At 70.1% G+C, this 13,546-nt stretch carries 10 protein-coding genes and 4 tRNA genes; 6 read left to right on the forward strand and 8 right to left on the reverse strand.

Annotated elements, in window-relative coordinates:
- Positions 1-14 precede the first annotated feature (14 nt).
- Positions 15-1,109 (forward strand): phosphoribosylformylglycinamidine cyclo-ligase, encoded by a 1,095-nt coding sequence (purM, locus tag IH09_RS20725; RefSeq protein ID WP_052858507.1) that lies wholly within the window; start codon positions 15-17, stop codon positions 1,107-1,109.
- Between the two features lie 110 nt (positions 1,110-1,219).
- Here purM and IH09_RS20730 read toward each other — a convergent pair whose 3' ends face one another.
- Both IH09_RS20730 and IH09_RS20735 read right to left on the reverse strand, forming a co-directional pair.
- The gene (locus IH09_RS20730; protein ID WP_052858509.1) at positions 1,220-1,468 is read right to left on the reverse strand and encodes a DUF3073 domain-containing protein; all 249 of its coding nucleotides are present in this window, start codon (positions 1,466-1,468) and stop codon (positions 1,220-1,222) included.
- A gap of 363 nt (positions 1,469-1,831) precedes the next feature.
- A complete protein-coding gene (locus IH09_RS20735; protein ID WP_094793380.1) occupies positions 1,832-2,950 on the reverse strand; it encodes a Leu/Phe/Val dehydrogenase in 1,119 nt (372 codons plus the stop codon).
- A gap of 213 nt (positions 2,951-3,163) precedes the next feature.
- On the opposite strand from IH09_RS20735, the gene IH09_RS20740 reads away from it, so the two are divergent.
- Entirely contained in the window at positions 3,164-4,000 is an 837-nt protein-coding gene (locus tag IH09_RS20740; protein ID WP_052858513.1) for a hypothetical protein, read from the forward strand.
- Between the two features lie 557 nt (positions 4,001-4,557).
- The gene (gene bldC / locus IH09_RS20745; protein ID WP_003949541.1) at positions 4,558-4,764 is read left to right on the forward strand and encodes a developmental transcriptional regulator BldC; all 207 of its coding nucleotides are present in this window, start codon (positions 4,558-4,560) and stop codon (positions 4,762-4,764) included.
- Positions 4,765-5,293: 529 nt separating this feature from the next.
- On the opposite strand, the gene IH09_RS20750 is transcribed toward bldC, so the two are convergent.
- The 3 genes from IH09_RS20750 to hrpA form a co-directional block, all read right to left on the reverse strand.
- Entirely contained in the window at positions 5,294-5,527 is a 234-nt protein-coding gene (locus IH09_RS20750) for a DUF6274 family protein (protein ID WP_052858597.1), read from the reverse strand.
- A 186-nt stretch (positions 5,528-5,713) separates the two neighbouring features.
- A tRNA-Asp gene (locus IH09_RS20755) sits at positions 5,714-5,788 on the reverse strand.
- A 110-nt stretch (positions 5,789-5,898) separates the two neighbouring features.
- Positions 5,899-9,945: an ATP-dependent RNA helicase HrpA gene (gene hrpA, locus IH09_RS20760; RefSeq protein WP_052858515.1), complete on the reverse strand. Its 4,047-nt coding sequence runs from the start codon at positions 9,943-9,945 to the stop codon at positions 5,899-5,901.
- A gap of 182 nt (positions 9,946-10,127) precedes the next feature.
- Between hrpA and IH09_RS20765 the strand changes: the two genes are divergently transcribed.
- Positions 10,128-11,240, forward strand: coding sequence for an ABC-2 transporter permease (locus IH09_RS20765; RefSeq protein ID WP_052858518.1), 1,113 nt, complete (start codon positions 10,128-10,130; stop codon positions 11,238-11,240).
- Positions 11,241-11,351: 111 nt separating this feature from the next.
- Here IH09_RS20765 and IH09_RS20770 read toward each other — a convergent pair.
- The 3 genes from IH09_RS20770 to IH09_RS20780 form a co-directional block, all read right to left on the reverse strand.
- Positions 11,352-11,425 (reverse strand) — tRNA-Phe (locus IH09_RS20770).
- Positions 11,426-11,429: 4 nt separating this feature from the next.
- Positions 11,430-11,504 (reverse strand) — tRNA-Asp (locus IH09_RS20775).
- 48 nt (positions 11,505-11,552) lie between these two features.
- Positions 11,553-11,625, reverse strand: a tRNA-Glu gene (locus IH09_RS20780).
- A gap of 556 nt (positions 11,626-12,181) precedes the next feature.
- On the opposite strand from IH09_RS20780, the gene IH09_RS20785 reads away from it, so the two are divergent.
- Together IH09_RS20785 and IH09_RS20790 are read left to right on the forward strand one after the other, a co-directional pair.
- The gene (locus IH09_RS20785; RefSeq protein WP_052858520.1) at positions 12,182-12,532 is read left to right on the forward strand and encodes a metallopeptidase family protein; all 351 of its coding nucleotides are present in this window, start codon (positions 12,182-12,184) and stop codon (positions 12,530-12,532) included.
- A 182-nt stretch (positions 12,533-12,714) separates the two neighbouring features.
- A complete protein-coding gene (locus IH09_RS20790; protein ID WP_244934093.1) occupies positions 12,715-13,299 on the forward strand; it encodes a hypothetical protein in 585 nt (194 codons plus the stop codon).
- The last annotated feature ends 247 nt before the right edge of the window (positions 13,300-13,546 follow it).

Below are 13,546 nucleotides of genomic sequence, written 5' to 3' on the forward strand. Positions count from 1 at the left end.
GAAAGTTCTGGGCCATGCCTACCGAGTCCTTTGAGCCTGCGCAGTCCGCGGGCACCGGTGCCAGCTATGCCGCGGCGGGTGTCGACATCGAAGCGGGCGACCGCGCCGTGGACCTCATGAAGGAGTGGGTGAAGAAGGCCACCCGCCCCGAGGTCGTCGGCGGGCTCGGCGGCTTCGCCGGCCTCTTCGACGCGTCGGCGCTCAAGAGGTACGAGCGCCCGCTGCTGGCCTCGGCCACCGATGGCGTCGGCACGAAGGTCGACATCGCCCGCAAGATGGGCGTCTACGACAGCATCGGCCACGACCTCGTCGGCATGGTCGTCGACGACCTGGTCGTCTGCGGCGCCGAGCCGTTGTTCATGACCGACTACATCTGCGTCGGCAAGGTGTACCCGGAGCGCGTCGCCGCGATCGTGAAGGGCATCGCCGAGGGCTGTGTGCTGGCCGGCTGCGCGCTGGTCGGCGGCGAGACCGCGGAGCACCCCGGGCTGCTGGGCGTGGACGAGTTCGATGTCGCGGGCGCCGGTACCGGCGTCGTCGAGGCCGACCGGGTGCTGGGCGCGGACCGTATCCGCGCCGGCGACGCGGTGATCGCGATGGCGTCCTCCGGACTTCACTCGAACGGGTACTCGCTCGTCCGGCACGTCCTCTTCGACCGGGCCGGGCTGGCGCTCGACCGGGAGATCCCGGAGTTCGGCCGCACCCTCGGCGAGGAGCTGCTGGAGCCCACCAAGATCTACTCGCTGGACTGCCTGGCGCTGACCCGTACGGCAGAGGTGCACGCGTTCTCGCACATCACCGGCGGCGGCCTCGCCAACAACCTCGCGCGGGTGATCCCGGACGGTCTGCACGCCACCGTCGACCGTGCCACCTGGACGCCGGGCGCCGTCTTCGACCTGGTCGGCACGGCCGGCTCGGTGGAGCGCCGGGAACTGGAGAAGACCCTGAACATGGGCGTCGGCATGATCGCCGTCGTACCTCAGGAGTCGGTGGACGTCACGCTGAACGTACTGGCCGACCGCGGCGTGGACGCCTGGGTCGGCGGCGAGATCGTCGAGCGCGGTGACCACGCAGAGGCAGTGACGCTGACCGGTGACTACGCGAGCTGAGCCGCGGGGCCGCCAAGGCGGCGGTCACCAGAGCAGCACAGAACCCGGTCCGGGTGATGCTCCGGACCGGGTCGGTGATGCTGCTGTCAGTGCCTTGAACGCACAGTGCGTCAGGCGCGACGACGCTGGTGGGACGAGTCGCCCTCGTCTTCATCGTCGTTGTTGTACCGATCCGCGTACTTTGCGTACGGGTCGTCGTCGTCCTTCTCGCCCTCGAACGGTTCCCCGTTCGGAGGCTGCTGGTTCGACGTCGATGCACCCAGCTCGTCGGCCAGTCGTGAGAGATCCGTCCCACCGCTGCTGTACTTCAGCTGGCGGGCGACCTTTGTCTGCTTGGCCTTGGCCCGGCCGCGCCCCATGGGTCGACCCCCTCAATGACGGGGCTCGTTGGCCCCAGAGTCTTGACACGCGTTCATGATTCGGAGCGGGCTCTCGGCAGAGAGACCGGTCCGTAGAGCTTTAACGGTACCTGCTTCCGCGGCCATACGGTACGTCGCCCGTATCACCCACCGCTCGGCACAACCTTCGGTCGCCCTGTCCCCGCTGGTCAACTGCGATTTTAACCTGTCCTGTACGGCGACCCGCCGACGGGTGGTGAGAGATGTCTCCCTCACCCCCTCGCGGCGGGCCGCACAAGGGTGCATTTTCGGCCTGTGGAGCGCCCAGGGGAGCCGCCAGGGACCCCGAGGCGCCGAAATGACGGCCGTCCGGTGTGACGCCTGTCAGCCGCGCCGGCCCTCCGCCATCCGCTGTTCGGCGAGCCGGTCGGCCGCCGCGGCGGGCGGAATGCCGTCCGACTTCGCACGAGCGAATATCGCCAGCGTGGTGTCGAAGATCTTCGCCGCCTTGGCCTTGCAGCGATCGAAGTCGAAGCCGTGCAGCTCGTCGGCGACCTGGATGACGCCGCCGGCGTTCACGACGTAGTCCGGGGCGTAGAGGATGCCGCGGTCGGCGAGGTCCTTCTCGACGCCGGGGTGCGCGAGCTGGTTGTTGGCCGCGCCGCACACCACCTTCGCGGTCAGCACCGGCACCGAACCGTCGTTCAGCGCACCGCCCAGCGCGCACGGCGCGTAGATGTCCAGCCCCTCGGTGCGGATCAGCGCCTCGGTGTCCGTGACCGCCGCCACCTGGGGGTGCTTGGCGCGGACCCGCTCCACCGACTCGGCGCGGACGTCCGTGATCACGACCTCGGCGCCGTCCTCCAGGAGGTGCTCGACCAGGTGGTGGCCCACCTTGCCGACGCCCGCGATACCGACCTTGCGGCCCCGCAGCGTCGGATCGCCCCACAGGTGCTGGGCCGAGGCGCGCATGCCCTGGAAGACGCCGAAGGCGGTCAGGACGGAGGAGTCGCCCGCGCCGCCGTTCTCGGGCGAACGGCCGGTGGTCCACTTGTTCGTCCGGGCGACGACGTCCATGTCGGCGACATAGGTGCCGACGTCGCACGCGGTCACGTAGCGGCCCCCGAGGGAGGCCACGAACCGGCCGTAGGCGAGCAGGAGTTCATCGGTCTTGATCAGATGGGGGTCGCCGATGATCACGGCCTTACCGCCGCCGTGGTCCAGCCCGGCGAGGGCGTTCTTGTACGACATACCGCGCGACAGGTTGAGGGCGTCCAGCACGGCCTCCTCCTCGGAGGCGTACGCGTGGAAGCGGGTGCCGCCCAGGGCGGGTCCCAGAGCGGTGCTGTGGAGGGCGATCACAGCCTTGAGGCCGCTGGCGCGGTCCTGGCAGAGAACGACCTGCTCGTGGCCGCCCTGCTCCGATCGGAACAGGGTGTGCAGGACGCCACCGTCGGCACTGACGGAGGCAGGACGTACGTCGGTCACTGTAGTGACTCCCATATGTCGTGAAGGACGCCCTCTGCGGGTTCTCCCGCTTGTGGCAGGAGGTGAGGAGGGCCGGTCGGGAAGAGCGTAAGACTTCCGGGGCGCACTGGTCCGGCAGGTGCGGAGGATCACTCTCGCGCGGGGGGCGGGCATGGCACGATCTGCCGTATCCCGGGCCGGGCGGGGTAGGCAACTCCCGGCGGTGGACTTTCCTTTGAAGGAGCGGGCGTGGCCCTGGCGTCGTCGGTGATGGTCCCGTATATGGCCTATTTGCGGGTTTACGAGCCGTTGGCGGCATTCCCCGAACCGGAGCGCTCCCACTGGGCGCGCTACGCCAAGCGCGCGGACACCCCCACGGCGCAGGACGAGCAGCGCCGGGCGCTGGCGGACCTGCTGCCGACCCCGCCGGTGCCGGTGCCGGTCCACGAGAGCGCCGACGCGTTCGTCGCCGTCGTGGACGGTGTGACCTGCGTCTGCCCGTGGCGCACCCGGCTGCGCGGCTGGCAGGCGCTGGAGGGGCTGGCGGAGCTGCTGCCGGCGCCGGTGCTGGACGCGGCGCTGCCCCCGGTGGTGCGCCGGCAGGCGGCGACCGACTACGAACGGTGGCTGGCGCGCAATCCGGACGCCAGGCCCTGGATCCGCGGGGCGACCTGGCACGTCCCGGTGCGGTGGTTCGTGCTCTTCGATGACGCCGAGCGGGAGTACGCCAAGAACGGCCAGGGGCTGCTGCTGCGCTACCGGACGCCGATGGCGCAGGCCCGCCGCCGGGTCGCGCGCGGGCTGCGGACGCTGCGGGACGCGCTGGAGGAGGGGCCGCTGATCGACGGCCTGGTGGAGGTGGGGCGCTGGCTGGAGGAGTTCCACCCGCGCTCGCTCGTGGAGCTTGATTACGGCGGGCTGGTGCACGCGGTGCCCGAAGGGCGGCTCGCCGATGACCGGTCCGCCGCGGAAGTGGCGGAGGGGCTGGCCGCGCTGCGCGACGGGGACGGTGCCCGTGCCGGACTCGCGTACGAGAAACTGTCGGAGCGGTGGCGGGCGGTGCGGGAGCGCCAGTTCTCCAGCTGAGTGCCCCGGGCGGGTTCCGGAGGCGCGGGGTGCGGCGAATTGCGGCCATCATGATCGTCGCGGCCCGTTGTGGCCGTCGTGATGCGTCACGATCCGCCGGATCCGACACCGCGGGACGTAGGTCCCGATCCGGGCGATTGCCTCAAGGGTGACCTAAAGCACTGACTTCGGGCCTTGCCCACAAGCCATACCCTCGTGCCAAAATAGGACAAGGAGCCTGACAAAGGTTCCTTCCGCCCAAGTATGGGCGGATAGATCGGTATTGCGTTCCTTGAGGGGTCTAGTGACGCCTGATCACGTTGTGACTGATCGTCACGACGGTGTGACTGTCCGCTATGGCATGGTCCATCGGCTTCCGCCGAGGTTGAACACCTGAGAGGGCAATTCCATCGGTTTGGCCGACGTGGTTGGACAGATGGTGTAGTTGTAGTGCCGAGGACAAGCCGTTCGTCCTATAACCGACTCGGCCCGCGTCTGCCATTTCGGGCAACGTGGGTCAAGGTGCAGAATTTAGAGGAAAGAACCGTGATGGTTCGGTTCTCCCGAGGAGGCCGCTCATGACCGCTCGCACCCCTGACGCCGAGCCGCTGCTTACGCCCGCCGAGGTCGCCACGATGTTCCGCGTGGACCCGAAGACGGTGACCCGCTGGGCCAAGGCAGGCAAGCTCACGTCCATCCGCACGCTCGGAGGACACCGGCGTTACCGCGAGGCTGAGGTCCGCGCACTGCTCGCGGGTATCCCGCAGCAGCGCAGCGAGGCCTGAATAACCGCATAACCGGGCTGTTTCCGGGCCCCCCAACCCGTAAAAGCCCACTTGGCACCACCTGCTCCACCTGCTCCACCAAGCTCCACACAGCTCCATACGACGCGGCGCCCGACCCCATGGGCCCACACCCGCTTCATCCGGGTACGTCATGAATCGCGCTGGACTCCGCCGGGTCCAGCGCGATTTTTTTGTCTGTACGCCCGTCAGTTCGCCTGCGGCCGGCCCGATGGCGGTCCGCTGCCGGGGCTGCGGCGGCGGTGCCGCAGGGGGTGTTGTGCGGCCCTGTGGGGGCCCGTCTGTACCGACCCTGCGGTCTTGTTTCGTGCCGCTGGAGGGCGGTGCAATTGCACATATTAAATTGACCGACTGTAGGGAGGGAGTAAGTTCCCTCTCTTGTGAAACTTGTTGGGTGACGCCCGTCACATGGTGTGGTGCTTGAAGATGATACGGCCGCTGCGGTAGTGAACTTTCGCCGCCACCGTTCAACAGCCTCCCACCGCACGGTGGGAGGGGAGGGCGCCGATGGTCACCGGGCCGAGGGACTTTCGTCCTCCGCCGCTGACGGCCCGCAGACGGCCGGCGGAGGGGCGGGGGCGACCGCGGGCGCCTCGTCCTGTGAGCGGGCCGTCTGCGGCTCCATGGCGAGCCGCAGGAGCTGATGGCAGATCGGACAGTGCCGCGTCAGATGGCGGTAGCCCGTCGCGGCCGCCAGGTGGGCGCGTAACAGCGCCCTGGTCTCGTGCCGCACCGCCGTCGTCATCGTCGTCATCGCACGCGCCTCCCCGGCCCCCACGTCTCCTCTGTGGGTACCCGCGGTACGTGCCGCAGTCAAGATGCCCGACGGAGCCTGTCCGGTCCGCCGCACCCGGCGGGCCGGGCCCTCACCGGCACAGGGTCCGGACAGCACAACGGCCCGCATCCGATGAGGATGCGGGCCGAATCGATGCGGTCCTGACGGGATTTGAACCCGCGGCCTCCACCTTGACAGGGTGGCGAGCACTCCAAACTGCTCCACAGGACCTTGCTTTTTCGCTTTCCGCTTGCGGCGGGCTGCGAAGCAAGACTGTACAGCAGGTCAGGGGGTGTGGTCGAACCCGATGCCGGTGGCCGCGCCGGTGACCGTGCCGGAGGCTAGGGCGCCGCCGCGTCCACCGCCTTCACGATGCGCTTGTCCGAGACCGGATACGCCGTCCCCAGCGCATGCGCGAAGTAGCTCACCCGCAGTTCCTCGATCATCCAGCGGATCTCCAGGGCCGCGGCCGGCACCGGGCGGCCCGCGGGGAACTGCTCCAGCAGCCAGGCGAATTCGTCCTGCATCTCCTTCACCTTCGCCATCCGGGTGCGGTCCCGCTCGGCGTTGGTGGGCAGCTGCTGGAGGCGGCGGTCGGCGGCCACCAGATAGCGCAGCAGGTCCGGCAGCCGCTTGGCGCCGTGCGCGGTCACGAAACCCGGTTTGACGAGGGCCGCCAGCTGCTCCTTGACGTCCGCCAGCGACGGCAGCAGGGAGGGGAACGCCGTCGCCTTCAGCCGGCGCTCGCACGCCTGCCAGGCGGCCAGCACCTCCTGCACCTGCTGGATCGTCCGCAGCGTCGCGTCCACCAGATCGGCGCGCACCGCGTCGAACAGCTTCCGGAAGGACTCCTCGTCCCACGCCGGGCCGCCCCGGGCCGCGATCAGCCGGTCGGCGGCGGCCGTCACGCAGTCCTCGAAGAGGGCCGGGATGGAGCCGTGCGGATTGCGGGACAGTGCGAGCTTCTGCTGGTTGGACAGCTTGTCCTGGGCGAACTTGGCGGGGTTGGAGGGAATGTTGAGCAGGATGAGGCGGCGGGTGCCCGCCCACATCGCCGTCAGCTGCTCCGCCTCGGTGTCGAAGAGGCGTACGGCGACGCTGCTGCCCTCGTCCACCAGCGCCGGGTACGCCTTCAGCGGCTGGCCCGCGCGGCGGGTCTCGAAGGTGCGCGGCAGCGCGCCGATCGTCCAGGAGGTCAGCCCGGTCCGCTGCTCCGGGCCCGCCGGCGCCCGGCCGTCGCCCGCGCCGTCCCGGGCGGGCCGCTCGGCGGCCTGTTCGAACGCCTTGGAGATGGCGGCCCGGGTCTTCGGCTTGAGCTGGAGCCGCAGCGCTTCGAGGTCCTTGTTCTCGGCCATGTTGCGGCGCCGCTCGTCGACCACCCGGAAGGTGATCTTGAGGTGGTCGGGGATCTTGCCGGGGTCGAAGTCCGCGGCCGTCACGGGCACCCCGACCATCCGTTGCAGCCCCGCGGCCAGGGAGGCCGTCAGAGCGCCTTGCAGCGGCACCGTGGAGTCCAGGAAGCGGGCGGCGAAATTCGGCGCCGGGACGTAATTGCGGCGGATCGGTTTGGGCAGTGACCGGATCAGCTCGGTCACCAGCTGCTCACGCAGGCCCGGGATCTGCCAGTCGAAGCCCTCGGCGGAGACCTGGTTGAGGACCTGGAGGGGGATGTGGACGGTCACACCGTCCGCGTCCGCGCCGGGCTCGAACTGGTAGGTGACCTTGAACTTCAGCTTTCCCTGGCGCCACGAGTCCGGATAGTCGTCCTTGGTGACGGCCCCGGCGGATTCGTTGATGAGCATCGAGTGCTCGAAGTTCAGGAGCTCGGGCTCCTCCTGGCGCCGCTTCTTCCACCAGGCGTCGAAGTGCGCCCCGGAGACGATGTCCGCCGGAATGCGCTGGTCGTAGAAGTCGAAGAGCGTCTCGTCGTCCACGAGAATGTCGCGCCGCCGGGCGCGGTGCTCCAACTCTTCGACCTCGCCGAGAAGTTTGCGGTTGTCATGGAAGAACTGGTGATGAGTACGCCAATCACCCTCGACCAGGGCATTGCGGATGAACAGATCGCGGGAGGTCTCCGGATCGATGCGCCCATAGGTGATCTTGCGCTGGGCGACGATCGGAACGCCGTAGAGCGTCACCCGCTCGTACGCCATCACCGCGGCCATCTTCTGTTCCCAGTGCGGCTCGCTGTAGGTCCGCTTCACCAGGTGCTGGGCGAGCGGCTCGACCCATTCCGGCTCGATCTTCGCGTTCACCCGCGCCCAGAGGCGGGAGGTCTCGACCAGCTCCGCAGACATGACCCAGCGCGGTGGCTTCTTGAAGAGGGCGGAGCCCGGGAAGACCGCGAACTTGGCGCTCCGGGCGCCCAGGTATTCGTTCTTGGCGTCCGCGTCCTTCAGGCCGATATGCGAAAGCAAACCGGAAAGCAAGGAAGTATGGATGTGCTCGGGAGCCGCATCGTCCTCACTGAGGTGAATGCCCATGGTCTTGGCGACCGAACGCAGCTGGGAGTAGATGTCCTGCCACTCGCGTATCCGCAGATAGTTCAGGAACTCGTTACGGCACATCCGCCGGAACGCGGAGGACGAGAGCGCCTTCTGCTGTTCGCGGACATAGCGCCACAGATTGAGGAAGGCCAGAAAGTCGCTGGTCTCGTCCTTGAAACGGGCGTGCTGCTGATCGGCCTGCTGCTGTTTGTCCGAGGGCCGCTCGCGCGGGTCCTGGATGGACAGCGCCGCCGCGATGACCATCACCTCGCGGACGCAGCCGTTGCGGTCGGCCTCCAGCACCATCCGGGCCAGCCGCGGGTCGACCGGCAGCTGGGAGAGCTTGCGGCCCATCGGGGTGAGCCGCTGGCCCGTTCGCGTACCGGCCGGGCCCGAACCGCCGGGCGCCCCGGCTTTCGCCCTGCCCTCCAGCGCGCCGAGCTCGTGCAGCAGATCGATGCCGTCCTTGATGTTGCGGCGGTCCGGCGGGTCGATGAACGGGAACTTCTCGATGTCACCGAGACCGGCCGCGGTCATCTGGAGAATGACGGAGGCGAGGTTGGTCCGCAGGATCTCGGCGTCGGTGAACTCCGGACGGCTCAGGAAGTCGTCCTCGGAGTACAGCCGGATGCAGATGCCGTCGCTGGTACGCCCGCAGCGGCCCTTGCGCTGGTTGGCGCTGGCCTGCGAGACCGGCTCGATCGGCAGCCGCTGCACCTTGGTGCGGAAGCTGTAGCGCGAGATCCGGGCCATACCGGGGTCGATGACGTACCGGATGCCCGGGACGGTCAGCGAGGTCTCCGCGACGTTCGTGGCGAGCACGATCCGGCGGCCGGCGTGTTTCTGGAAGACGCGGTGCTGCTCGGCGTGCGACAGCCGCGCGTACAGCGGCAGCACCTCGGTGGCCCGGAGGTTCTTCTTGATGAGCGCGTCCGCGGTGTCGCGGATCTCGCGCTCGCCGGAGAGGAAGACCAGGATGTCGCCGGGGCCCGCGGCCTGGAGCTCGTCCACGGCGTCGCAGATCGCGGTGATCTGGTCGCGGTCGCCTTCCTGGCCGCCCTCCTCCAGCAGCGGGCGGTAGCGGACCTCGACCGGATACGTACGGCCGGAGACCTCGACGATCGGCGCGCCGTCCGGCGCCGTGCCGCCGTCCCCGGTGCCCACCGCCGCGAAGCTGCCGAAATGGCGGGCGAACCGCTCCGGGTCGATGGTCGCGGAGGTGATCACGACCTTCAGGTCCGGCCGCTTGGGCAGCAACTGCGCCAGATAGCCGAGGATGAAGTCGATGTTGAGGCTGCGTTCGTGTGCCTCGTCGATGATGATCGTGTCGTACTGGCGCAGCTCGCGGTCGGTCTGGATCTCGGCGAGCAGGATGCCGTCGGTCATCAGCTTGACGAGGGTCTCGCCGCCGACCTGGTCGGTGAAGCGGACCTTCCAGCCGACCGCCTCGCCCAGCGGGGTCCGCAGTTCCTCGGCCACCCGCTCGGCGACCGTACGGGCCGCGATCCGGCGCGGCTGGGTGTGCCCGATCAGACCGCGGACGCCCCGGCCGAGCTCCAGGCAGATCTTGGGGATCTGGGTGGTCTTGCCGGAGCCGGTCTCGCCCGCGACGATCACGACCTGGTGGTCCCGGATCGCGGCGAGGATCTCGTCCTTCTTCTGGCTGACCGGGAGCTGTTCCGGGTAGGTCACCTCGGGTACGGCGGCGCGCCGCTGGGCGACGCGCAGCTCCGCCTCGTCGATGCCGTCGGCGATCTCGGCGAGCACGGCGGCGCGGGCTTCGGGCTTACGGATCCGGCGCGCGCCGTCGAGTCGGCGCCCCAGCCGCTGCTGGTCGCGCAGCATCAGCTCGGGCAGTCGCTCCAGCAGGGCGGGCAGGGCGGGGGCAGGCTGACTGGTCATACGTCCTCCAGGATCTCACCTCGCCGAATCGACTGGCGAACCATTTGCGGGCGTCCGGCGGAACCGGGCGCCACGGGCGGGGCGTGGCGGTGCCGGGCGGGGCGCCGCCGGAGCATGGACCGGACCGCACCGCCGGGGCACCTGCCCGAGTATGTCCGGCAAGGGTGCTTTAGCGTGTTCATATGTCTGATCAGCGTGGTGATCCTGTTCCGCCCGGTGATCCTGCTTCGCACGGTGATCCGGTTCCGCACGGGGCGCACGGACGGCCGCCGACCTGGCCGCGGAGATGGGCGGCCGCCAAGAAGTCGCCGTTCCTGCCCGCGGTCGTGCTGATCTTCATCCTCGCCGCAGCGGCCGGCCTCTTCGCCGGGTCGTACACCTACACCATGGCGAACCCGACCCCGCGCCATATCCCCACCGCCGTGGTCGGCTCCGGTGACGCCGCGCGGCAGAAGGCGTTCGCCGACGGGATGGAGCAGGCGCTGAACGCCTCGCTCCGGCTGACGCTCTACCCCACGTACGGCGAGGCCAGGAGGGCCGTCGAGGAGCAGCAGGAGTTCGCGGTCCTGCGGTCCCGCGGCGACGGGGTGGAGCTGGACGTGGCCGGCGCCTCGGGCGCGTCGGTGGCGCAGCTGCTGGCCGAGACCGGTCCGAAGGTCGGCAAGGAGGTCGGCGTGCCGGTCACCGTCCGGGACATCAAGCCGCTTCAGCAGGGCGATCCGCGCGGGCTGGCGCTCTTCTACATCTCGCTCGCCGCGGTGATCGTCGGCTTCGTCGGGGCGATCCAGCTCAGCGTGCACGCCGCCCGGCTCCGGCCGGCCGAACGGATCGCCTGCACCGTCGTCTACGCGCTGCTGGGCGCGTTCGCCATCGTGGCGGTGGTGGACTGGTGGCTGGGCGCGCTGCGGCTGCCGTTCGTGGAGTCCTGGCTGATCCTGGCGCTGACGATGTTCACGACCGGCATGGTCTTCACGATGTTCAACACCCTGATGGGGCGCTGGGCGATGCTGCCCACCTGGGGACTGATGGTGCTGCTGGGCAACCCGTCCTCGGGCGGCGCGGTCTCCTGGCCGCTGCTGCCGTCCGCCCTCGGCTTCATCGGCCGCTGGCTGCCGCCGGGCGCCTCGGTCAACGCCCAGCACACCGCCGTCTACTTCAGAGGCTCCCAGCACCTCTTCCCGTTCCTGGTGCTGGGAGCCTGGGCGGTGGTGTCCTGCACCGTCTTCTGGGTCCTGCGGCACCGTCATCCGGGCGGCCGCGAGCCGGCACCGGCCCATGCGGCGCCCACGGCCTGAGCCGGCCGCGGTCCCCGTACGCACCTCGTACGGGGGCCGCGGCCGGGTTACGAGAGCAGAAGCACGAAGAAGGCCCCGATCCGATGGATCGGGGCCTTCTCCCAATGGGTGTGGCTGGGGCCGGGGTCGAACCGGCGACCTATCGCTTTTCAGGCGATCGCTCGTACCAACTGAGCTACCCAGCCGCAGCGGTCCTGACGGGATTTGAACCCGCGGCCTCCACCTTGACAGGGTGGCGAGCACTCCAAACTGCTCCACAGGACCTTGCAATGTGCGAAAGCGGCCTGAGCCATTCTCGCACACGGTAATGCGTGCCCCCAACGGGATTCGAACCCGTGCTACCGCCTTGAAAGGGCGGCGTCCTGGGCCACTAGACGATGAGGGCTGATGGCCCACCTTGGCGTCTTGGCGACGCCGTCGGGGACGTGAGAAGCATATGGGATGGGGGGACGGTTCGCCAAAACGGATTACCGGGGGCCGAGGAAAGGGGTTCGGAAAGGGTCGGGGGAGGGGTCCGGGACGGGGTGGCGGAGAAGGCCGTCACGGGGTGGCGCGCCCGGGTGACCTGGTCGTTGTCCGGGGTGGCGACGTGTTCGTGGTCGGCCGGGTATGTCCGTACGCCGCGTGTGTCGTGGCCGGTGTGGACCCGGCGTACGGGGTGCTGTGGCCTGGGGCGGGAGCCAGGAAGCGTGTCCCGGTGTCCGGGCCGGGGCCGGCTGGATGGCGGCGCCGAGCTCGGTGGCGTCGGCGGCCGGGTGTGCCAACTTCCTGGGGCGGATGGTGCATTCGGCGCCGGTGGTGCGGGTGTTACCGGCCGTCGGCGGGGCGGAACGGGCGGAGCGGCGCGGATGGCCGCGGGCGGGGGCCGTGCGGCCGTGGTTTCGCGTGGTGCGGTGCGGCCGTGACGATCGGTTGCGGGGCCGGTGGCGGAGAATGGGGGCGTGCTGGAAATGACGCGCGAGGAGTTCGAGGAACTGGTCGCCGAGGCGCTGGACCGGATCCCGCCGGAGCTGACCCGGCTGATGGACAACGTGGCGGTGTTCGTCGAGGACGAACCCCCGGCCGACGACCCCGGGCTGCTCGGGCTGTACGAGGGGACGCCGCTGACCGAGCGCGGGGAGTGGTACGCCGGGGTGCTGCCGGACCGGATCACGGTCTACCGGGGGCCGACGCTGCGGATGTGCGAGACGCGGGCGGATGTGGTGGCGGAGACCGAGGTGACGGTCGTCCACGAGATCGCGCACCACTTCGGGATCGACGACGAGCGGCTGCACGCGCTCGGTTACGGCTGAGGGGATCGGGTGCCCGGTGCGCGTGTCCTCAGGCGGGGGGCGGGAGTTGGGCAGGGCGCCCGTCGCCGCTTCCCCGCGCTCCGGAGGTCCCGCCCGTGCGCCCGCTCACTTCGCGCCAATCCGACCTGACATCACAGCCACATCCGGGCCCGCTGCCCGCCGCCGGCCCGGATCCGTCGCCGGTGCCGGCCGCGCCCGCCGGCCGGGCGCTGGGCCGGGTGACCGCCGCCGCGGTGGCCGTCTCGGCGCTGGCCGCGTCGCTCGCCGGGTGCATGAGCGTGAGCGATCCGGAGTCGCCGAAACCGTCCGGCCGCGCCGCGCCGCACGGCGAGGGGAAGGGGGCCGGCCGGGGGCCCGGCGGGCTGACGACGGACGGGCGCGGCGAGGGGCCGCGGCGGATGGGCCGTACCGCCGGGGACGCGCAGCACCCGAACGGCGGTGAGAAATCGGAGCCGTCGGCGGGTGCGACGCCGACGGCATCCGTACGGGGTACGCCGGTGCTGCCGGTGAAGCCGTCCGGTCCGGTGCCCGGTGCGGGCGTGGCGCACGGCGGGTCCGCGGAGCACGGCGGTGAGCACACGGAGCGGCCCGCGGACCCGCCGCCCTCGCGGGCCGGCCGGCCGACGCCGCCACCGCCCTCGCCGACCCCCACACCGTCGGCCACGAAGCCGGAGCCGGAGCCGAGCAGCTCCCCGCCGCCGAGCGTGCACGCGTCCGGCCCGTCGGCCGTCTCGCCGGTGTATCCGCAGATGGAGATGGATGCGTGAGAGGTGCGTGAGGGGCGCGTGAGGTAGCGGGGGAGGGGCTGGAGGAGAGGGGAAGCGGGGGCGGGAGAGGGGGCCATTTGCCTTCCGGGGGGAGGAGTGCGTATGGTGGTAGATCGTTTGATCCCATTTGCCCGGCGCCAGAACAGAAGCGCGCCGCGTGGCGCGTTCTCTCCCTTGCCGTGGCTGACCGCATAGAGGCGGTCTTTGCGAAATCACACGGAGTTTGGGCGCGTGCCGAGACTCCGGA

This window comes from Streptomyces celluloflavus (assembly GCA_000720995.1).
Lineage (GTDB): Bacteria > Actinomycetota > Actinomycetes > Streptomycetales > Streptomycetaceae > Streptomyces > Streptomyces celluloflavus.

Coding starts and splice junctions, on each gene's coding strand:
- purM (WP_052858507.1), top strand. CDS start 15: ATGCCTACCGAGTCCTTTGAGCCTGCGCAGTCCGCGGGCACCGGTGCC.
- IH09_RS20765 (WP_052858518.1), top strand. CDS start 10,128: ATGTCTGATCAGCGTGGTGATCCTGTTCCGCCCGGTGATCCTGCTTCG.
- hrpA (WP_052858515.1), bottom strand. CDS start 9,945: ATGACCAGTCAGCCTGCCCCCGCCCTGCCCGCCCTGCTGGAGCGACTG.
- bldC (WP_003949541.1), top strand. CDS start 4,558: ATGACCGCTCGCACCCCTGACGCCGAGCCGCTGCTTACGCCCGCCGAG.
- IH09_RS20750 (WP_052858597.1), bottom strand. CDS start 5,527: ATGACGACGGCGGTGCGGCACGAGACCAGGGCGCTGTTACGCGCCCAC.
- IH09_RS20730 (WP_052858509.1), bottom strand. CDS start 1,468: ATGGGGCGCGGCCGGGCCAAGGCCAAGCAGACAAAGGTCGCCCGCCAG.
- IH09_RS20735 (WP_094793380.1), bottom strand. CDS start 2,950: ATGGGAGTCACTACAGTGACCGACGTACGTCCTGCCTCCGTCAGTGCC.